The sequence below is a fragment of the Corynebacterium callunae DSM 20147 genome, assembly GCF_000344785.1.
GTDB classification, from domain to species: domain Bacteria; phylum Actinomycetota; class Actinomycetes; order Mycobacteriales; family Mycobacteriaceae; genus Corynebacterium; species Corynebacterium callunae.
The window spans coordinates 353,418-375,623 of record NC_020506.1 but is presented as its reverse complement, the minus strand read 5'-3'; the positions used below and the strand labels follow the sequence as shown (position 1 = coordinate 375,623).

The following is a 22,206-nucleotide window of genomic DNA, read 5'->3' as shown; positions in this document are numbered from 1 at the left end:
ACCTAGCTAATCCAGCCGACTGCGATGACGAATGGGATCGTGATGTTGCCGATCAGAACGAGGGCAGGAACGATGTACGCAACTGCGAGCAGGATTGCCCTCCAGCGGCGGCCAGTGATGCCGAGGTCAGACACAGCGAGCCAGATGCCGTGAGACAGGTGGACAAAGAGAACTAGGTTGGCAATGATGTACCAGATTGCGACCGGCCAGCGGCTAAAGGAAGCAACCATGTTTGCATAAACTTCGCCATGCTCGAATGCCTGGGAAGCTGCTGGTGCAACGCCGACAGTCAGGTCGAGAATGTGGAAGATAATGAAGGCAAGCAGCACAATTCCAGTAACCAGCATGGAGCGGGTTGCGAAGGAGTTGAAGCCACCAACCAGGTTGGTACGGCGGAACTTGCCGCGGGATTGGCTTGAGCGGCCGTGCAGAGCGAATGCACAGTAGATGTGCAGAACGAGTGCAACGAGCAGCACAATTCGTAGGATCCAGAGAACGGATTCATGTGGGAAGATCGGAGCACCGATCTCGCGCAGGAATTCGCCGTAGACGTCTACTTGTGGTTCACCCGGATGCGCAGAATCGGCTGCGTAATCCGGCATGAAAATTTTCAGGTTTCCGATCATGTGAACAAGAACGAAGCCACCGAAGATTAGGCCAGTAATGGCCATGGTCAGCTTCATTGCCCAGGTCGGGAATGCGGGACGCTCACGCAGCGCCTCCGTCGTAATTTTTCCGTGACGGATTGCCTCACGGTCGGGATTTCTAACAGTCATGGCACCTCCAGTGTCGTAGTCACTCTACTTCCGAGCGGCACGCGTCCACTAGTCAAAGCGCACTCCCCCACCATGCCTAAAGGTGCGTTTCCCCACACTTAGACACCTGTTTTAGGCAAGCCTTACTTCACTGTCATTTGACGCTCATTTAATTGAAGTTAATCTACCTGCGAAAACTAGAGGTTTTTTCAACATTTCCACGAACAAGTGAGCTTGCTCACAGGATTAGCTACGGGGGAGGTTTTTAACCCCGTTTGGTATCAACCAAAAGATTAAAAGACCAAACCCCGCTTTTCGACGCCCACCTGGGGTGCGTCGAAAAGCGCCTTTTTAGGGGCTGCAAGCCCCCAGAAATCCACAAGTTTGCAACACCATATTGCCAAGAGTGGTTAAGGTGATGCCGATCACGCTATAGTCGTGCCATGGGAAAGACTTATGTGGGGTCCCGGTTGCGCCAGTTGCGCCGGGAAAGAGACCTCAGCCAAGCATCGCTGGCGGCAACGCTGGGCCTGTCTGCCAGTTATGTCAATCAGATCGAACATGATGTACGTCCACTAACGGTGCCAGTTCTACTGCGTATCACTGAGGCCTTCGGCGTTGACGCCACTTTCTTTTCTCGCGATGATGATTCCCGGCTGCTCGCCGAGGTCCAAGATGTCATGCTGGATCGTGAGATTAATCCGGCAAATGTGGAGCTCCAAGAGCTTTCGGAGATGGTCTATAACCATCCACAGTTAGCGCGCGCCATGGTGGAAATGCACCAGCGTTATCGCAATGTGCGTGACAAACTCTCCATCGCGGTGGATAACCGCAATAGCACTCCAGAGGAACGTCGCCCCATCGCGGAAGCCGTGAGCATGCCGCATGAGGAAGTGCGAGATTTTATTTATGCGCGCCAGAATTACTTTGATGCCCTCGATCGCCGTGCGGAAGCCATTGCCGCACAGCTAGGTTGGCAGCCTTATGATGCGCGTGCCATGGAAGATTCAATCACCCGCCGGCTGCAGCTGGATCACGATGTCACCATCGAAACCTCCAAAGAGGAAACCGGCACCCTGCACCACTTCAATCCCGAAACCCGGCTACTAACTATCCATGCCCGCCTCAGCCCTGGTCAAAAAGCTTTCCGCATGGCCACCGAGCTGGGTTACCTGGAAGCCAATGACCTCATTGAAGGCATTGTGGACGATGGCATCTGGTCCACCCCCGAAGCCCGCACCCTAGCGATCCGCGGTGTGGCTTCCTACTTTGCCGCAGCCGTCATGCTGCCTTATAAGATTTTCCACAATGAAGCCGAGAAGTCCGGCTATGACATTGAATTCCTCGGACAGCTCTTTGGCGTGGGATATGAGACCACCGCGCACCGCCTGTCCACCCTGCAGCGCCCCAACCTGCGCGGCATCCCCTTTACCTTTGTGCGAGTTGATCGCGCCGGCAATATGTCCAAGCGCCAATCCGCCACCGGTTTCCACTTCACCCACTACGGCGGAACCTGCCCGCTATGGAATGTTTTTGAAACCTTCACCAACCCCGGCCAAGTACTGCGCCAATTCGCGCAGATGCCCGATGGGCGTAACTACCTGTGGATTTCGCGCACTGTACGACACCACGAGGCCCGTTATGGTGAGGTGGATAAGATGTTCGCCATCGGCCTTGGCTGCGAGGCCCGCCACGCGGATCGAACCGTCTATTCGCGAGGCTTCAACCTGCAGGATCTTTCCACCGCCACTCCGATCGGTTCCGGTTGCCGCGTGTGCACCCGCGAGAACTGCGCGCAGCGCGCCTTCCCCTCGGTGCATGGACGCATTAACATCGACGCCCACGAATCAACAATCGCGCCTTATTAAAAGCGTGCTTGTCGACGCTCCTCTCCCCCGCCACTGCACCAGTGCGCGGGGTTCGGCCTTTTCAGTTGCTTATTTGGGAAGGTGAATAGTGTACTTTATCCCGTGCTGATCAAGAAGATCAAGTAAAGGCTCACTAGGACCCAAGCGACCTGACTGTGCGATTTCACTTGGGAAAAAGTGCCACTGAGCGCCGTCGATTTGGCCTGTCTTCATCAAATACGCATCAGATTCAATTTGCTTCTTAATGCTTTCAGTCAGAGTGGTGTACCCCACCTTTGATTCATGTGCGATGCCATCTGCAAAAACATCAAAACGGCGATTCGAGGAGTTACAAACCTGCACACATCCATCGGTTTTAAGGACTTTTTGGGAAGAGACCGCCCCGCTCTTAGTTTGGATATTCTTCTTTAACCATTCTTCGCCATCTCTTCCATCCTTCATAGGGCTAACTGAACGCCCTTTTTTATGACCCGGACGTTCCTTAATTATCTTGCTGAGAAAAGTGATATTTGTTCGGCCATCGTTGCTGAGCCTTATTAAAGAAGCTTTGGTTGAACCTTCGGAGATCAAGTGATCCCAGCTCTGTCCCCACACCTTTTTAAGAAGGAATTCTTTGGTATCGTCCGTAAATTTAGGAGCCCGAGAAATAACACCAGCCACTTGGGGCGCTAGATGAGGAGCTCTCGCGATGAACTTCTCTACTTTTTTACCAAGTGCCACTGCATCTCCAGCAAATGGAATTATCCCAACAAGGGCAATTCCACAGGTAACATAATCCTGCTTCACCAACGCAGCAATGGCATCACGAATATCTGCTACCGAAGATAGCCCCCCTCCTATAATCGGAATAAAGCCAAGAGCGCCCACAGATAACATGCCAATAAAAAATGGAACCGTATCTTTTTCCATCAAGTCGCCAAACAACACACCTTGAGCAACATCCGTAGCCCACTCTGTCTTGGTAACTTGGACATCTGGAAACTGCGGATCTAGCTCTCTGGATGCACGGTTTGCATCCTCAAATGCGTCATCATAGGAATCACCATCAGTGTCTAGGGAAAGTGCATCAGTGCCGATTACATAGAGTTCATAAAAATCATCTAGCCCATCGCCATCAGTATCTGCCAAATTCGGATGAGTGCCGTAATCAACTTCGTCAAGATCAGAAAGCTGATCGGCATCAGTGTCGGCCCTTTGAGGATCCAGCGTGAAAGCTCGACCATCCAGGGTCATGCCGCCGGCAAGCTCAGTCTTATCATCAAGCCCATCATCATCGGAATCTGACTTGAGAGGATTAGCAACACCCTTGTACACGCCTTCAGAAACCTCGGCACCAGCTTCTTCGCTATCGTTCAAGCCATCGCCATCAGTATCTGCAAGTTTTGGATCCGTGGCATAGGTGGCACCCGCCTCAGTTTTCCACCCGGCCACCTCTACGACATCTAGGATTCCATCGCCGTCTGAATCGAGAACTACACTCGTATCCCCCTCAGACTTCTCTACAGAATTAGACTCAGGCATTGCTTCTTGATCATCTGAGCCACGCGGAATCAGAATTAAACCAAGAATAAGCACGAGGATCAGCACTGCACTGAGTGCAGCAATCCACACCTTCTTATTTGCCAGCCAATTCGCTGACGGCGTTTCCACTTGCCGCTCATCTACCTCATTTGCAGGAGCAGATCCTCTATCATTCATCAGGTAAACATATCAAGTTATCAGTGTTTTGACATGCTTATTAAAGATGCTTTTCGACGCACCTCCCCCGCCTAGTGATCGGCAATGTCGGCGTACTGTCCGCCCGTAGCGGCTATTACGTCATCGGGTTTCATAATTAATGACCAGCCCCGGCGCCCCGCACTGACATAAATCTGTTCCTGCAAGATTGCCGACTCATCCAAAAACACTCGATGGAGGTGTTTTTGACCAATGGGAGAAATGCCACCAGGTACATAACCGGTAACCACCTGCGCCCGGCTGCGATCCATCATGACAGCATGCTTGCCTTCGGCGGCGCGCGCCAGCTGTTTGAGATTCAAAGTACTACTCGCAGGCACAATAGCGACGACATGCTCACCATCAACCTCTGCCATTAAGGTTTTAAACACCTGATCAGGATCCACCCCCATGGTTTCAGCAGAATCTAGAGCAAACCCTTTTGCCGATTTTGGGTCCACGTCATGGATATCCAAACCATAGGAAATCCCCATTTCCGTGAGTTTGATCAAAGCGGGGGTAGCTGCACTATTATCGACTTTCTTAGCCATAAGATATCATTTTAGGCGCATAAGAAAAACGCTCTGACCATTAGGTCAGAGCGTTTTCTGCTATTCCGCTTCAAACTCTGCCAGAATCTCTTTTGCAGCACGCAGGATGTGCGGGCCGTACTCCTCATGGCGCAAGCCAAAGTACAAAACTGCCGGGATATAACCTGCAGGATTTCCGAGGTCATGACGCTTACCCTCATGAATCACAATGTGAACTGGATGCCCCTCAGAAATAAGCAGTGCGATTGCATCGGTAAGCTGCAATTCTCCGCCAGCACCTGGCGCGATACGACGAAGTGCGTCAAAGATTGCACGGTCCAGCAAGTAACGGCCCGTAGCAGCCAAATGAGATGGTGCATCAGCAAGAGCTGGCTTTTCCACCATTCCCACAACGCGACGAATGCCTTCCTTTTCAGATTCAGCATCGATGTCGCCGAGTTCAAAGATTCCATAATTGGAAACCTCATCCTCAGCCACTTCAATAGCAGCCAACACTGAACCACCGAACTTTGCGCGAACCTCAGCCATTCTTTCAGTTACACCAAAAGGCAGGACCAGGTCATCCGGAAGCATGACAGCAATAACGTCTTCATCATCATCCAGTACAGCTTCTGCAAGGCCGACTGCGTGACCCAGCCCGAGAGGCTGATCCTGTTCAACTGGAACAGTATTGATTAGTTTGCCGGCAGCACGGACCTTTTCCAGCTGGCCAGTCTTACCACGGGCTTCGAGGGTTGCTTCCAGCTCTGGGAAGCTATCAAAGTGTTTGAGAATGCCCTGTTTATTAGGCGCAGTAATAATAGCCATGCGGGTTGCACCAAGATCAGCTGCTTCTTTAGCGATTAGCTCAATGCCGGGAGTATCAACAACAGGAAGAAGTTCTTTTGGAACAGTCTTTGTAGCTGGTAAGAACCGAGTTCCCATTCCTGCCGCGGGTACAACGACAGTTTTTACAGCATTGATATGCTCACTAATCGGTAAATTCATTTCCCATACGTTACCGAACTTTCTAAGATTTGCCCTGCCAAGATTCAACAGTTGCTGTGAGTATGACCACAAATCATGAAAAAGCCTGGTCGTCAGTAGACAACCAGGCTTTCCAATGTGTGGGTTAAAGGTTAATCATGTGGCCAGCAATGCCGTGAGCCGCTTCTTTAACAGCTTCAGACAAAGTTGGGTGAATATGAACGCTGCGAGCGATCTCATTGGTGGTGAGGTCCCAGTTCTGAGCCAAAACAAGCTCATTAAGGAGCTCGGATGCGTTAGCACCAACCAGGTGGCCACCAAGTAGCTCACCAAATTCTGCGTCAGCGACGATCTTAGCAAAGCCATCGGTTTCAGCAAGCCCAACAGCCTTACCGTTTGCAGAGAATGGGAAGGAAGCAACCTTAATCTCACGATCTGGCCACTTCTCCTTAGCCTGCTCCTCGGTGTAACCGAAGGAAGCGACCTGAGGGTTACAGAAGGTTGCACGAGGCATCATCATGTAATCGCCCAGAGCCTGGGTCTCTGCACCTGCAATGGTCTCTGCTGCAACGATGCCCTGTGCCTCAGCAACGTGAGCAAGCTGAAGCTTTGCAGTGACATCGCCGATGGCGTAAATGCCATCAACGTTGGTGCGCATGAAGTCATCAATATCAATTGCGCCACGCTCGGTGAGCTTAACGCCGGTGTTTTCTAGACCGAAGCCCTCAACGCGAGGACGGAAGCCCACAGAAACCATGACACGATCAACAGTAATGGTCTCGGTCTTGTCCGAGCCCTTCTTTTGGTAATCAACCTCAACGGAATCACCATTGTCACGCACAGCAGTGGTGGCATGACCTGGGAGCAAGGTAACGCCAAACTTCTTATAAGCCTTGGCGATAACCTTAGAGACTTCAGGGTCCTCGTTTGGAAGAACTCGGTCCATGAACTCAATAACAGTTACGTCAACACCGTAGTTGCCAAGAACGTAAGCGAACTCCATGCCGATTGCACCGGCACCGACGATAGCCATCTTCTTAGGAGCTACAGGGTTAAGGATCTGCTCTTCGAAGGACACGACGTTCTCAGAGAACTCCACGCCGCGCAGGGTGTTAACGATAGATCCGGTTGCGATGATGCAGTCGTCGAAGGTAACAACCTTACCGGAATCTGCACCCTCGGTGATTTCAATGGTCTTTGCATCCTTAAAGGATCCGAGACCGTTGATTTCGGTGATCTTGTTCTTCTTCATTAGATAGTGAACGCCACCGACGATCTTGTCGGAGACACCACGGGAACGCTTGTGAGCATCCTCGTAGTTAAATGTCACTTCACCGTTAATGCCGAAGGTCTTCTTCTCATGGGTAAAGGTATGGGCAACCTCAGCGTTCTTGATAAGAGACTTGGAAGGGATGCAGCCAACATTTAGGCAAACACCGCCCCAGTACTGCTTCTCAATAACGGCAACCTTCTTGCCTAGCTGGGCTGCGCGGATGGCGGCAACGTAGCCACCAGGGCCAGCGCCGAGTACAACAACGTCATAATGTTCAGTCACGTATTCAAGAATACGTGTTTAGTCTCGCATTGTCGTGCACGTGGGTGGCTTGATGGAGGGAACCACACTATATAAGGGGCAATACAGATAAAAACACCTGCTTTAAAGCAATTTTTGGTGCTTTAAAGCAGGTGTTTTTCGTGAAAGGCTTTGATTTAGAACAAGCCAATGGTGTGGGAAAGGTTGCTGGTTGCAGAGGATCCTGCATGCAATCCGTAACCCAGGATGGTGTTGATGAAGAAGATGATTGGTTCTAGAAATTCCATTGGTTTCCCGTTCCGCTCAATTCCCTAAATGGACTAGAGCCTTCGTTAATATGCTACTAAGTTTTCAAAGTTTATATCGTAAATTCTTTTCAAAACGTTATCAATAATCTGGTAAAAAGCATTAAGAGATTATTCAAGAACACAATTGAATCAAAAAATCGATAACGAACAAGATACCGCTATCTTTAGATCATAAAAAAACTCAAGTCTCATATTTCCCCGACTGTCACTGTTGTCGAGGGAAAGGAAAATACTCAAATAGAATTTAGTATGGAAGACTACCTAACAACCTCAGCCTGACATCCCGTTATGTGCCATCCACCTTGAATACTTAACTTAGGCTCCAACCTGCGAATGACCCCTGAATACACACCCACTGAAATACTTAGAGCGATACCCACCCAAAAATTAAACGTAACCGCCAAGCTACCTGAAAGCGAGAAACAAATGACTATATAAATAAGCATTGTTTGACCAAGTTGATTTATTCGTGAGTAAATGAAAAGTAATACCCCAACAAAAATTATGAGTGGGAATATTCCGTAGGCAACCCAAATTTCGATAAATATATTATGCGGGGAAACTAACTTGTCAACACCTAACGGATTTCTAATCCGATACACTTCAGAAAGTCCAATACCGGAAACAGGACTTGACAATGCATGGTCCAAAAAGAGTTGCCAAATAGCAAATCTACCTTGCGCATCAGGACCTTGAAGTGATTCTTCAATACTTTCATAAGCAATAAATAAGACTGGGCCCAATAGGACCAAACCCCAAAAAAGAAGATTCGATTTGATATGACTGTTCTTCCCCCTGAGATCATCAAGTAAAGAAGGAAGTTTAAGCAATACAGCTACCACCAACGCAATACTCGGCCCCCAAGAACCAGTACTAATAAGAAATAGGATCAGTAAACCTAGTGTTACAAGAAAGGTCCACCGCCCTATAAAATTTGCAAAATAAAGCCCAATAGAGACAAGAACTGCCAAACCCAAAAAATGTGCCGCATAAATTGGGTTTGCCCCAAACGCGCTGACCTGAGCATGGATTTCTCCGCCATTAACGACTCGAATTAATTCAAAAACTCCGTATACTGAAATACCTAAGATAAATCCAACCGACATTGACTTAACATTTCGATCAAAAATACCAACACCACACAGCAAAAATCCCACAATTGCCGCTACCATAAACTTGGAAAACTGGTCAGAGAAGTCAAACGAAAAACGTTCCAGCATATACAAGAGGGCCACAAATCCCAGTAAGGGAAAATATACTCTAATTGAGTTTATTTGCTTGAAGTCCCCCCCCTTAAAAAGGGTTGAAATTAGGCAAATCAAAAGAACTGCAATAGTGACGTTAAAACCAGCAATATTTCCTGCAATGCCCGGCAAAACATACCAAAGTCCTACTATTAGACCCGCCATAAAACCAGGAGTTACGATAGTAGCCACAGCAGCAATCAGGACTAAAAAGCCCAAAATTAACGTCTCCGAAGTCACCTTGAATACCTAACACAGTAGTAATTAAATCAATCGGAACTTAGAACTCTTGATCACTCAAGTTTAGGCCATTAGTTGGTTTTTAGTACAATACCAACTATGAACATACCTCTAACCGCAGCTGACTTACCCTTTAGTAATCTCAAAAAAGCTAAGAGCTTAGGGAATGCTGCCAAACACACTTGAGGGGAAACTGGATTACTTACTTAACGTTTTCTTTATCGAAATCAATTTTCCAAATAAAGCAATTCCAATTGGCTTAGTAACCCTTGTGGATAATACTATTATGGCCAGGTTGGTCAAATATCGAGTTGTAGAATTTACAATATATTGATTCGACATTTTACGTGCTTCTTGAGCATTACCAAACACACAAAGTCTAATGGCTGCTTTGGGAATAAATGATTGAACCTCAGCATCCGCTATCGGCACAACAGCAGTCGGGCCTTCGACGACTAGTCGCCGATAAGCTCGTTTTTCCTCATCCTCAGGTAACGTAGACAGTCTTTTCGCCGCCATTGCATAGCATTTTTGTAGCACAGTCTTGGAAGGTACAAATGAAACCCCATCCAACAAGGTAAATCGATGATATATTACGGAGGGAATTACAGCTAATTTCGAACGCTTAGCAATCCTGTACCACAAGTCATAATCCTGGGCATATTTAAAACCCTCTCGGTACTTCCCTGCGGCTTCATAATCGCGTCGACGGAACATAACCTCACCATGTGTAAATGGTGGATCAGTATTCTCCAAATCTTTAAAAGACAGTTTACCCGGCTTAGGTTCATGCAATGATCGACCACTGCCGTTCTCTTCGATGTTGTATAGCCACCCCCCAACTGCACCTACATCAGGGTTGTCCTCCAAAAAATCAACCTGCTTTTGGAGCCTCTCAGGCAATGAAATATCACCGGAACCTTGAATTGCAATAAATTCCCCGGTGGAAATTTCGATAGCATCAATCAAGCCTTTAACAAAGCCTTTATTATTTTCATGAATTACGAACGAAAACCGATCATCGGAAAATTGCACCTTTAGCTTTTCCAATTCATCTTTCGTCCCATCCATAGAGCAATCATCGAAAACAATTAGCTCAAAATCTTCAAATGTTTGGTTAAGAATTGAAGATATAGTTCGTTCGAGAAAGTCCTTTCGGTTATAAAAACCCGAAACTACAGATACCTTAGTCATCAAATTCCTATTTCATCTTGAGATAACACGAAACGTTGATCTGCAACTTCATGTGCTGGTCTAAGATTTCCCCATTGATCCATATGGAGAACTTCACAATTCATCAGATATCCCGTCTTTTTTTCGACTTCTCTTCTAACTTTTGCAATTAACCAGAGAACATCATTATCAGTGGCATTCCCTGTATTAACGATGAAGTTCGAATGCAATTCAGAGATCTGAGCATCGCCCTTTTGAAGCCCTTTTAAGCCAGCTTCCTCGATAGCTCGCCCAGGAGGGCCAACTAGTTGATACATTGAAGGATCTGACAAAAAGGTAGACCCGCAGTTCGGTAAATCTTGTGGAAATTTTTGAGATCTTTCACTTAGGATTTCCTCAATTTCAGCCATTAGGGTCAATCGATCACCACTTGTCAAGGAAAGTTCAACCGTAACAACGGCTAGAACCTTCTCCTTCAAGATCGAGTCTCTGTAAGAAAACTGAAGATCTTCCTTTTCAATTACAGTCAGATCACCTTCTGTATCCACTACCCAAATCCGATTAACATTCTCACCAATACCTTTTCGCTGGGTACCACCGTTCATCACGACTAACCCACCCAATGTTCCAGGTATCCCAGCAGCATGGGTGATTCCAGCCAATCCCAGTTCAGAGGTTCTCCTAACCAATGATGGCACTGAAATCCCCGCGCCTGCGGTTACAGTCTGCGCTTCAACCTCAAAACTATTTAGCCTATCTCCAATTTTTACAAGGAAAGCGCTAATTCCTCTCGAATCAAACAAGATGTTGGAGGTCGCGCCGATGAAAGTAAATGGTAAAGAATTCTTATTGAAATACGCCACCAATGACTGAATCTCACCAATTGTGGAAGGCTCAATTAAAAACTCTGCAATGCCACCAATTTTCCAACGGGTTTCATTGCGTAGGTTCACTCCTCGACGGACAGGAACTTCCAATAGCTGATTTAGCTCTGACTCGATCAGAACCTTAAATTCATTTGACCATTCCTCATGTTTGAGGTGCCAGGCTTTCATTCATGAACCTCAATTGATACTCCTAGGCCGCGTAATTTTTCATCGAGGTTATTGTATCCGCGTAAAGCCATGTGAACGTTTTCAATTCTGGAAGTACCTTCAGCGCATAAAGCTGCAAGAACTACTGCCATGGACCCACGCAAATCAGTCGAATTCGCAACTCCCGATTTAAATTTGACTGGTCCACTTATTTTGATTTCACCCCGTTTAGCCCAGAGATGGCTTCCATCAACTAGTTTCGCCAGCTCTTCCACAAAGGCAATTCGCTCCGGGTACCTGTAATCATAAACCCTTGAAATACCGGCGCTCTTAAGCCCAAGTAGCACAAAGAGTGCTTGCATATCAGAAATCACTCCAGGGTGGGTGCCGCAAGCTAGTTCAAAAGGTTGTACAACCCCAGAAGGAAGACACTGAGGTGTTACGTGTACTGAATTCGAATTCGTAAACAAATCCACGCCAGCTTTTTGAAGATGAATTAATGGGACTTCCATTGAGCTGAATGGAATATTTTCAATTGTCAAATTTCCGCCCGAGATAATTCCATACACTATCCAGGTTAAAGCTTCAATTCGATCAGGCATCACATCCATTCGAGCGCCATTAAGCACTCCCGCACGTCCTTTGATGTGAATTCGACTTGTGCCGAAAATGGAAATTTCTGCACCCATTCGCCTAAGGAGATCGATTAGATCTTGCACCTCGGGTGTAATATATGCGTTGAAAATTTCTGTTTCCCCATGTGCAATTGCCGCACAAATTAACGCATTTTCAGTTCCGCCTACTGTTGAGATAGGAAAGTCAATTTTTCCACCTTGCAGACCTTTTGGTGCCAGTACCTCTATATGGTCAACTTTTTCGGTAACCTTGCAGCCAAGTTGTTCCCATACCATAATATGAAGATCATACCCACGTCCTCCCGCAGGTCCACCTCCAATAGCACATCCGCCCGGAAAAGGCACCCTAGCCACCCTATCTCGTAGAAGCTGCCCTGCAGCAAGAAGGTAAGTAGTCCTAATAGGTAAGTCAAGCTCATCCGTCGTCATGTCACGGGGTGTAAGATCCTTTGAATTAATCAATAGGCTTTGACCATTATGATTTACCTCAATATTTCCACCAAGGGACCTGATGAAATTAACCTTGTGGTTTACATCTACCAACTTAGTAGGGAAATTCTGAAGATATACATTTTCATCTGTCAAGAGCGAGGCAGCAAGTAGTCTTGTCGCAGAGTTCTTAGCTCCACTTACTTTTACCGTTCCTCGTGGCGTCTGCCCGCCTTCAATTAGTGCAAACATATTTATTCCTTTGTCTTGAATTTCAATTAGTATGGCTTGATCAACCTGTAAAATTTAATGTTACTTTCATTCACTTTTGGTGGCGGCCAAGTGCGATCATCGTAAAGTTAATCAATTTCTTTATATCGGTTCTGATTGACTTCGAAAGCATATAAATTATCAATAACCAACAGGTTGCCGCGGCAACACCACTCAGTAAATTTATAGGGGAATTAGCATCTACTACGCTCGCAACCACGAACGCAACTATACCTGCCGGCAAGCTAAAAATTATTATAACTTTCAGCGGGTAGGTAAAGAGTGGAAATAAGTTCATATTGGTGACTCTTCCCGCCCACCAAATCGAAAGCAACCAATAGAATCCATAACCTATAGAAGATCCAACGGCGACACCAACCGGCCCCCACCAAACGCCTGCGACTGTGCAAAAAACAATTAAAGGTTGAGCTACCAAATTGAATTTAAGTAGATCGCCGGCCAATCCCTTCACCATAAAGACCCAATTAGAGACTTGTTGAACCGTGCGAAAGGTGGCACCAATACACAACATGCTTAATATTGGCGCAGCGTCAACCCATGGTGGCCCAAATAGCAGCACTACGACAGGCTCCGAAACACCAGCGAGAATTAAAAGCAATGTAGAAGTAATGAAGGTACCAATTAGCTGTGCTTCTTTTAACGCCGAAATGAATCTCGGCGGTGAATCCACAACTTTATTAAGCACTGGGATTGCAATTCGAGTCATTGGAAAACTAATTTGAGTAATTGGCCCGACTGAAACTCTGTATGCGCGATCGTACAATCCTAATGGAGCGGCGCCCCAAACTCTACCAATTGCAATGCTGTCAACATTTTGAGTTAAATACGACAATACGCGTGTCGCTGCAAATCCAGCTCCAAAAGTAAGAAGTTCTTTCATGCCTTCAGTTTTTCTAGGAAACACCGGAATCCATCTCGCCAAGAAAAAAGAAATTAGTAGCATAGTTAATTCAGTTGCAATCTGCTGAAAAACCAAGGACATAACTTCAAAGCCAGTGAGAGCTAATAAAATTGCTGTTATCAAACCAATCAGGGGAGAAATTACATCAATTGAAGCCAATGCCTTAAAACGCATTTCTCTATTTAGTTTTACGCGGAATTGTGCCGTGATCCCGCCTATCAAGTAAATAACTGAAATCCCTTGTGTGATTCCAACTAAGCGTGATTCATTGAAGTAATTTGAAATAGGATTAGCCAAAAAAAATACGAGAATACTCAAAATCGCACCCGCACCAACATTAATCCAAAAAAGATTTGATTGCTGTTGGTTAGTCAGGAACTTCGACCGAAGAGCTGCCATGGAAAAACCAAAATCAAGGAAAATACTTGCCACACTTGCAACAGCCAATACCATAGCGTATAGACCAAATTGGTCAGGCAAAATTAAGCGAGCTAGTACAACAACACTTACTAATTGCAAAACTATTCGCAAGCCTTGTGCTAACAACGTTACCGCTGATCCTTTGGCAGCGCTTTGCCTCAGAGATTTTCCATCATCGTTCATTTACTACTACCTTCCATATGGGCAAATCCCCGAAGCATTGCGTCTCCCATTAAAGCTAAGCAACTCAAACATAGTTGTTAACTGAGCTTAGGATCGGCTCACAGCCCTAATCACGACCAAATAGACTTCGTGTATAGACTTTCTCAATATGAGATTCAAGTTCACTGTCGGGCCTGTTAGCAACAATTACGTCTGAACGATTCTTAAACTCCTCCAGGTCTGAGACAACTTCTGAGTTGAAGAAAGTTTCGGATAACAAACTTGGCTCGTAGACAATTACTGAAACGCCCTTTGCCTTAATCCGCTTCATAAGGCCTTGAATTGAAGAAGCTCGGAAGTTATCAGAACCTGTTTTCATAACCAGTCGATAAATACCAACAGTGCTTGGTTTATCTTTTAAGATGTCATCTGCAATGAAATCTTTTCTAGTTCTGTTAGCATCGACTACAGCAGAAATCAAATTCTGGGGCACATCCTGGTAATTAGCTAAAAGCTGCTTGGAATCTTTGGGCAAACAATACCCTCCATAACCAAAGGATGGGTTGTTGTAATGCATACCAATTCTAGGATCCAAGCCGACCCCCTCGATAATCTGCTTTGAATCCAAATTACGAACAGCGGCATAAGTATCCAATTCATTGAAGAATGCAACCCTCAAAGCCAAATAGGTGTTTGCAAAAAGCTTAATAGCTTCAGCTTCGGTTGAATCGGTTAATAAGGTCGGAACGTCATCTATATTTGCGCCCTCTTTCAATAGGTCTGCAAATTTTTGACCTATTTGAGATCTATTACCTACGACTATTCGAGTGGGATACAAATTGTCATAGAAGGCCCGTCCTTCCCGAAGGAACTCCGGAGAAAACATGATCACCATTTCCGGATAACGCTTCTGCATCTCTAAAGTAAATCCCACCGGTACGGTGGACTTGATTACAACATTGGCACCTGGATTCACCTGGTGGACCGATTGAATAACCTCTTCAACACTCGTCGTCACAAAATAGTTAGTTTTAGGATCATAATCAGTGGGCGTCGCAATAATGACAAAATCAGCATTTCTGTAAGCATCAGAACCATCTACCGTAGCCCTTAAAGTATTAGGCTTCGTCAGTAGATATTCCTCCAATTCAGCATCGGAAATTGGGGAGATAAAATTATTTACCTGGTCAACCCTTTTTGAGTCAATATCGACTGCAATTACCTCGTTTCTCTTTGAAAGTAATGCCGCATTCGAAAGACCAACATACCCAAGCCCCGCGATTGAAATTTTCATGAATTCACCAAATTCTTCTTTATTTTTTAATGTTTACTAAATAGCAATCTTTAATATCGAGTACTACTCTCAAAATTTCTTCGTTATCGGAGAATTAGACCCAAGTCAGACAACAGCCCTTCCTCCTTCAGTACTGACACTCAAGAGAGCAAGCATTTATCCATATCAAACAGGCTCAAGCACCTCTGTCGAGAGGTTACTATTCATTCTTTACGATTAATCTATTTCTATAAAATCGAATTAAGACAGGGGGAAGAATCCCTGCAATTATGCTTTTAATGATTCTTAAATATTCCAAAGGTCCAGCATTCAATTTGGGGTAATAATATAACCTCGTCTGTATTTCCCCTTTTCGGTGTCTCATCCTCCGTTTTTGGTAATCAAGAGAATCCACTCGATAATTCAGCAATACATCTTCCATTACAAAAAGCTTCGATCCATTTAGTAATAGCTCACACCACAGAGCAAGATCCTCTGCTCGATTCCTATTTGGATAACCGCCAACCTTTTCAACGCTGCTTTTCCGAAATGCAACACTCGGGTGAATCAATGAGTCTCCACGCATGATCTCGCGGGCGCCTTTTTCGCCTGGTTTTCCGATTTTTCCGACTACAATTCCATCTGAGAGCTGATTTGCGCAACTTCCGACGACATCAATATCAGGATTTTGATTAAGAAAATTAAATTGCTTCTCAAATCGATTTGATAATGCAATATCGTCAGTATCCATTCTGAAGATGATCTCAGCTTTGGATTCTTTTATTGCGCGATTTAACGAATACGGAAGACCTCTGTTTCGATCATTCTTTATTATTCGAATTCTCGGATCATTAAAATGGAGTACTACTTGTCCCAAATCAATGTGTCCACAATCATCAATCAATATAATTTCGAACTCTTGAAAAGATTGCCTTAAGAGACTATCGATCGACTGTATTAATTTCTTATAATCTGTATTAAACTCAGCCATTATTACAGATGCTTTGATTAATATCATAGATTCGTTCACCTGCTCCTAAACTTCTCTACCTTTAATTATCTATTTGGTTACCCTATGAGTTGATGTCGTAAAATCACTTTTAGGTTCCTGGGCGCTAAGACTGAAAAAGAAACTCTCCAGGACTCATTTCAAATAATATTCCAAAGTCTTAATCCAGACATTTTCCTGTGAGTAGTAACTCTCTACCCACTTGCGCCCCATTGAACCCATCTTCTTCAACAATTGTGGATCCTTTGCTAATTCTTGAATTGCCTCAGCTAAAGCTAATGAATTCCCAACTGGAAAAATCAACCCAGTTTCACAATCAACCACAGAATCCACTACACCTGTCCCATCACTTACTATCGCAGGTACCCCCATTGCGGCAGCTTCAAGCACTACATTCGGGAAACCCTCCCTTAAACTTGGAAGGACTAATATATCCATTATGGAATAATAAGGTCGCACGTCACTCGTATGGCCAACTGTAATGTAACTCAGGTTCGGGTGCTCAGGAAGCTTAATCCCAGCTCCCTCATCTCCGCCTACAAAAATTAAAGAAATCTTTAGCCCATTTATTGCACATATTTCAGCAGCTTCGACCAACGTCGATATGCCCTTATCTGGATGTAGTCGTCCCACAAAACCCAGCTTGATCATTCCTTGAGTCTTAGCCAAGAAATCCGAAACTTCAGTATTCAAACCAGGAGTTGGACGGTCGTTTGCGAAAAATTCTAGATCCACACCATGTGAAGAGCCTTTACCCACGACATTAATTTCTTTCCCTAAGTTGAGGTTCAGTTCTTGATACCTGTTTGCCAAGCTCCTGCTATTCGCCAATATTTTCGTAGACCCTAAGCTCGTCATTTTTTCCATAATCTTTAAGACAAACTTCTTCAATCCACTTGTGGTTTCAAGACGTAATCCCCAAATTTGATATATCCGCTCAGGGATCTTCAAGTAGAGACCTGCTATAGAAGTCAATAGTGAAGCCTTAGGGGTAGCATAAATCAGGATATCGGGTTGTAGGTCACGAAGCGTCGCAATTAAATTTCTTAGAGACTTGAAGTCCCTCAAAGGTGCGGGTTCACGCTCCATCTGAACAGGAACTTGCTCCAATACCCCGTTATCTACAATTACTTTTTCCTTGTTGAGCCCGTCTGCGATGACTGTCACTCTATAGCCTTTTTGAGCAATGTAGGTGGCAAATTTCATAACGAAAGTTTCAGCAGTCATTTTCGCAGTAACAACAATCACCAAATGCCTTAATTCTGGATCATTTTGATAGCCCATCAAGGTCTCCTTAAAAGTTGAATTGATTTACCCCGTGAGTTATAGCAGTCTTACTATCAGTCTGATTTGGTAAACAGCCTTTACTGTATTAGTAACCTTCCGATTCTTTATCTTGCAGGTATGCCTTTTACAATTTTCTTTTCACTCACATTTTTAGTAACACAGGCACAAGCTCCGACAATTACCTCGGATCCAACAGTCAGCCCTTGTAAGATTGTGGCATTTGCCCTAATGAGGGGCACTGACTTAACTAAGACTTCTCCTGAAATAACGGCATTCGGGTTAACTGATACAAAGTCTTCCAAAATTGAATCATGACCGACCGTAACGATTGGATTAACATAAACATGATTCCCAAGCTGCACGTTAGTTGAAGTAACCGCACCAGCACATGTGACTATCCCAGCGCCAGTACTAATTTCACTCCCAATTGTCGCGGTAGGGTGAATTACATTAAATGGTTTATACCCCATCGATTCTAAACGGATCGCAATCGAAGATCTTATCTTCGGGTTGTCTATCCCTAAAACAAACATACTTTCCGAAGAGGAATCGTTGAAAAATTCGTCTATTTTACCCCAATAGGCGATTTCTCGGCTATCTAGTCTTTGCAGGTTAATTTGAGAAGGAAAATCCTCCACCACTCCGAGGACTTCGATCCTTTCCCCAGATTCCTTCATCGCGAATAACACGTCTGAAGATTCACGCCCGAAACCGGATGCACCAATCACAAAAATATTTTTCAAATCATTCCCAACCAGGCCCATCTCTATTTTCCTTCAGAGAACTTCGGCATCGTTGCATGACCCGAATGGCTAATCCCCTCGCGTTTCAATACTGCTCTGAAAGTTTCCTTCAATATTTTAAGATCCAAGGCAAGACTTCTATTATTTACGTATTCCACATCTAATTTGAATCGATCCTCCCATAAAATGGAATTCCTACCATTCACCTGTGCCAATCCTGTAATTCCCGGGCGCACTTCATGACGTCGTGCTTGTTCAGGAGAATAATGATCCAAATAACTGCCTAAAAGCGGACGTGGTCCAACTAAGCTCATATCCCCCTTGAAAACATTCCACAAGGTTGGGAGTTCATCAAGGCTCGTAGCCCTTAGAATTTTGCCCGTTTTAGTTAATCGTTCCTCATCAGTTTGACGATCTTCTGTGGGCTCCAGCATGGTTCGGAACTTGATCATCTCAAAAACTTCTGCATTCTTACCAGGACGCAACTGCCGAAAAAGTACGGGCCTACCATGCACTTTCCTAACTACAGCCCATATAGCCAGCTGCAACGGCGCCGTAATAACTAACCCGGCGCCACTAACAACAATATCCATTGCACGCTTAACCAAGTCATATTCAAAATTCTTACTTGGAACCATTTTTGCTCTCCACGAAATTGCGAACTGTTTTACCAATTTGATCCATTTCCCGATCTGTCAGTACGGAACCACTAGGTAAAGAAAGTCCTGTTTCAAAAAGCCTTTGGCTCCATCCCGATTTGAAGGAGCGGCATTCCTCAAAAACTGGCTGCAAATGCATAGGTTTCCACAAGGGGCGAGCCTCGATGTTTTCACTGGCAAGAGCTTGGCGAAGTTCTTCACAATTGAAGCCAGCTTTCTCTGGATTGATAAGAATTGAAGAAAGCCAAAAATTATCGACTGTGTCACCACCTTCAGTTCCAGAAGGTTCTCCGAACATCTCTACGCCAGGAATACTGGAAAATAATTCAGAATAAAAAACACGGTGCTGACGACGACGTTCAATCATTTCATCCAAACGAGAAAGCTGAGCCCGGCCCATAGCTGCCAGAATGTTTGAAAGTCTGTAATTGTATCCAATGTCTTTGTGTTCATAATGAACAACCGGCTGCCGAGCTTGCGTAGCAAGATATCTGACTTTATCGGCGAGTCTTTTATCATCAGTAAGGAACGCACCACCTCCAGAAGTGGTCATAATTTTGTTTCCATTAAAGGAAACAGCTGCTGCTACTCCATAGGCTGCAGAGGACTTTCCATACCTAATCGCTCCAAGAGACTCTGCCGCATCCGAAAGTACAATTGCACCATTGTTTGAGGCAATCTTTTCAATCTCTTCATTAGGAGCTACTTTTCCAAGCAGATCCACCGGAACTACAGCTTTAACCTTGAGACCTTCACTCTTAAGTGTTTGGAAAGCCAGTTCAAGCAAAGCTGGATCCATGTTTCCAGTCTCGTCACAGTCCACAAAAACTGGAGTAGCACCTGTATACATAATTGCATTTGTAGTCGCTGCAAAGGTCATTGACGAGGTGAGTATCAAATCACCTGCTCCAATTCCAAGCGCTAAGAGTCCGAGATGTAGGGCTGCTGTTCCAGACGACAATGCTACGACATATTTTCGTCCACAGTATTGGCCTAATTCGTGTTCAAAAGCATCAACTTCAGGACCGAGAGGAGCAATCCAACCAGAACGAAATGCCCGTACAAGTGCGTTCTCCTCAAGCTGAGTAACATCAGGGGATGAAAGATAGATACGTTCACTTGACATTTAGTTTTGCTCCTTGATCGAATTGATTGCTTTCCCTGCTCGTTCCATAAATTTTTGTTGATCTAAGTTGTCAGGTGCAAGGCTATCTGCATGCGCATGTGAAATCTTAGAGTGGAATGGGCGTTCTTCTGATTCGCCATCTCCCACGAGTTCTTCATGCATCTTTTCACCTTCGCGAAGACCAGTGAATACGATGTCAATATCTTTTCCTGACATTGCGATCATCCGCTGAGCAATTTCCAAAATGCTAACTGGCTCGCCCATATCAAGAATCAATACTTCTCCACTACGTCCAATTCCGCCGGCTTGAAGAACTAGCTGACAGGCTTCTGGAATCGTCATAAAGAAGCGAGTGACGTCTGGATGAGTCACCGTCAAAGGCTTATCTTCCATAATCAAACGTGTGAATGTCGGAAGCATCGATCCACGGCTACCGATGACATTTCCGAAACGAACTGAAAGGTACGTTTTACCAGTGTATTCACCGAACCAAGCGGTTAATTTCTCTGCTACTCGCTTTGAATGTCCAAGAACGCTTGTAGGATTCGCTGCTTTATCTGTGGAGATATTAACAAAGGTTTCTACGTTGACTGCTTCAGCAGCTTGAAGCACATGAAGTGTACCTAGGACGTTAGTCTTCCATCCTTCATCTGGATACCGCTCCAACATTGGGAGATGTTTCAGCGCTGCGGCATGAAATACAACCTCAGGTTTGCGGTCCAAAAATAGTTCTTTAACGGCTTCGGCCTCCCGGATATCCGCAAGAACAACTGCGTCAGTATCGAGAAGTCCGTTACCTGCAACGTTGATCAAAACCTGCTGCAATCCGGTCTCATCACGGTCGAGCATAATCAGTTCTGCTGGCCCGTACTTGGCAATTTCAACGCATAACTGTGCGCCAATAGACCCGCCAGCTCCTGTTACCAGTACGCGTTTCCCGGTTAGGTAACCCGCAATTTCAGAAACGTTTGTTTCTACAGGTTGGCGACCGAGCAGATCTTCAATTGAAAGATCTCGAAGATCATTTCCACGCACGCCCTTCGCAACAACACGGTCGATTGCTGGCATAACTTTTACGGCCAATCCATTTTTATTAGCTATATCTTGGACCCTTCTTAAAAGAGCAGCATCCGCGTCCCCAATGGCAACAATTAGTAATTCTGCACCAGTCTCAGAAGCAACTTTCGCAATATCACTAAAAGTTCCAAGGACTTCGACACCTCGAACACGCTGCCATGCCAAGTCGGGATTATCATCGATAACGCCCACTGGTTTGAAAGGAGATTTTGGATCAGACATCATCCACTGAATTAGGTTAGTTCCAATGTAGCCTCCACCGAGAATCAATGCAGGTGTGGAATCCGCAGCAGGTCGGCGCATACGTTCGACTCTCATTCGCGCGAAATAGCGAACACCGAGGATCATAACCAATGCAAATACCATGGCAATTAGCATTACACCTCGGGAAATATTCCACTTTTCACCAAAAATGAGTGAGACAATCCAAAGCAGCACGCCCACAACGACTACTGATAAGGAAACATTCAAAGTATCTTCGAAGCTTCCGAATGGGTGTCGTAGTCCCTTACGATAAAGGTGAAGAAAAATTCCCATCATCAACTGCATAAGAACTGCGGCCAATGTAAAACAGAGATGGGTGCTCCAATCAATCGCCGATAAATCAAACTCATATCGCAATACCATTGCCAAAAATATTGCGAAAACCCAGCTTAAAGCATCTACGACGAAAAGCGACTTCCCCACGGGAACTGCCGCACCAGTTTTTCGAACCTCGGGTTTTGATTCTATTGCCATATTATTCAACCATCTCTTGAAATTATTTAACTGATGTCTAGCTGGGCTTCATCTAAATGATTTTAAT

Annotated in this window: 18 protein-coding genes; 1 reads left to right on the top strand and 17 read right to left on the bottom strand. The window is 45.3% G+C overall.

The features are described 5' to 3' along the window. Positions 1-2: 2 nt before the first annotated feature. Positions 3-776: a succinate dehydrogenase cytochrome b subunit gene (locus H924_RS01690; RefSeq protein ID WP_015650235.1), complete on the bottom strand. Its 774-nt coding sequence runs from the start codon at positions 774-776 to the stop codon at positions 3-5. Between the two features lie 422 nt (positions 777-1,198). Here H924_RS01690 and ramB point away from each other — a divergent pair, with 422 nt between their 5' ends. Further along, positions 1,199-2,623: an acetate metabolism transcriptional regulator RamB gene (gene ramB / locus H924_RS01685; protein ID WP_015650234.1), complete on the top strand. Its 1,425-nt coding sequence runs from the start codon at positions 1,199-1,201 to the stop codon at positions 2,621-2,623. 69 nt (positions 2,624-2,692) lie between these two features. On the opposite strand, the gene H924_RS13580 is transcribed toward ramB, so the two are convergent. The 16 genes from H924_RS13580 to H924_RS01605 all read right to left on the bottom strand — a co-directional run bounded on the left by H924_RS13580 (position 2,693) and on the right by H924_RS01605 (position 22,139). Beyond that, positions 2,693-4,321 (bottom strand): hypothetical protein, encoded by a 1,629-nt coding sequence (locus H924_RS13580; protein ID WP_015650233.1) that lies wholly within the window; start codon positions 4,319-4,321, stop codon positions 2,693-2,695. 71 nt (positions 4,322-4,392) lie between these two features. Further along, entirely contained in the window at positions 4,393-4,890 is a 498-nt protein-coding gene (ybaK, locus tag H924_RS01675; RefSeq protein ID WP_015650232.1) for a Cys-tRNA(Pro) deacylase, read from the bottom strand. 60 nt (positions 4,891-4,950) lie between these two features. After that, complete coding sequence (locus tag H924_RS01670) at positions 4,951-5,877, bottom strand: UTP--glucose-1-phosphate uridylyltransferase (protein WP_015650231.1); 927 nt, start codon at positions 5,875-5,877, stop codon at positions 4,951-4,953. Positions 5,878-6,001: 124 nt separating this feature from the next. Continuing rightward, complete coding sequence (lpdA, locus tag H924_RS01665; RefSeq protein ID WP_015650230.1) at positions 6,002-7,411, bottom strand: dihydrolipoyl dehydrogenase; 1,410 nt, start codon at positions 7,409-7,411, stop codon at positions 6,002-6,004. A 544-nt stretch (positions 7,412-7,955) separates the two neighbouring features. Continuing rightward, entirely contained in the window at positions 7,956-9,182 is a 1,227-nt protein-coding gene (locus tag H924_RS01660) for an O-antigen ligase family protein (protein ID WP_015650228.1), read from the bottom strand. A gap of 198 nt (positions 9,183-9,380) precedes the next feature. Continuing rightward, positions 9,381-10,376 carry a glycosyltransferase gene (locus H924_RS01655; RefSeq protein WP_015650227.1) on the bottom strand — a complete coding sequence of 332 codons (996 nt, stop codon included), beginning with the start codon at positions 10,374-10,376 and terminating at the stop codon, positions 9,381-9,383. Beyond that, entirely contained in the window at positions 10,376-11,410 is a 1,035-nt protein-coding gene (gene murB, locus H924_RS01650; RefSeq protein ID WP_015650226.1) for a UDP-N-acetylmuramate dehydrogenase, read from the bottom strand. Before murB ends, H924_RS01655 begins: the two co-directional genes overlap by 1 nt. Further along, positions 11,407-12,705, bottom strand: coding sequence for a UDP-N-acetylglucosamine 1-carboxyvinyltransferase (locus H924_RS01645; protein WP_015650225.1), 1,299 nt, complete (start codon positions 12,703-12,705; stop codon positions 11,407-11,409). Before H924_RS01645 ends, murB begins: the two co-directional genes overlap by 4 nt. Positions 12,706-12,775: 70 nt before the next feature. After that, on the bottom strand, positions 12,776-14,248 hold the full coding sequence (locus H924_RS01640; protein WP_015650224.1) for a lipopolysaccharide biosynthesis protein: 1,473 nt from the start codon (positions 14,246-14,248) through the stop codon (positions 12,776-12,778). A gap of 106 nt (positions 14,249-14,354) precedes the next feature. Then, entirely contained in the window at positions 14,355-15,521 is a 1,167-nt protein-coding gene (locus H924_RS01635) for a nucleotide sugar dehydrogenase (protein ID WP_015650223.1), read from the bottom strand. Positions 15,522-15,720: 199 nt separating this feature from the next. Next, complete coding sequence (locus H924_RS01630; RefSeq protein WP_162139372.1) at positions 15,721-16,491, bottom strand: glycosyltransferase; 771 nt, start codon at positions 16,489-16,491, stop codon at positions 15,721-15,723. 153 nt (positions 16,492-16,644) lie between these two features. Further along, positions 16,645-17,793: a glycosyltransferase family 4 protein gene (locus H924_RS01625; RefSeq protein WP_015650221.1), complete on the bottom strand. Its 1,149-nt coding sequence runs from the start codon at positions 17,791-17,793 to the stop codon at positions 16,645-16,647. A gap of 107 nt (positions 17,794-17,900) precedes the next feature. Then, positions 17,901-18,560 carry a NeuD/PglB/VioB family sugar acetyltransferase gene (locus H924_RS01620; protein WP_015650220.1) on the bottom strand — a complete coding sequence of 220 codons (660 nt, stop codon included), beginning with the start codon at positions 18,558-18,560 and terminating at the stop codon, positions 17,901-17,903. Positions 18,561-18,562: 2 nt separating this feature from the next. Continuing rightward, positions 18,563-19,177 (bottom strand): sugar transferase, encoded by a 615-nt coding sequence (locus H924_RS01615; RefSeq protein ID WP_015650219.1) that lies wholly within the window; start codon positions 19,175-19,177, stop codon positions 18,563-18,565. Beyond that, on the bottom strand, positions 19,164-20,324 hold the full coding sequence (locus tag H924_RS01610) for a DegT/DnrJ/EryC1/StrS family aminotransferase (RefSeq protein ID WP_015650218.1): 1,161 nt from the start codon (positions 20,322-20,324) through the stop codon (positions 19,164-19,166). Before H924_RS01610 ends, H924_RS01615 begins: the two co-directional genes overlap by 14 nt. Beyond that, positions 20,325-22,139, bottom strand: coding sequence for a polysaccharide biosynthesis protein (locus tag H924_RS01605; RefSeq protein ID WP_015650217.1), 1,815 nt, complete (start codon positions 22,137-22,139; stop codon positions 20,325-20,327). Positions 22,140-22,206 lie beyond the last annotated feature (67 nt).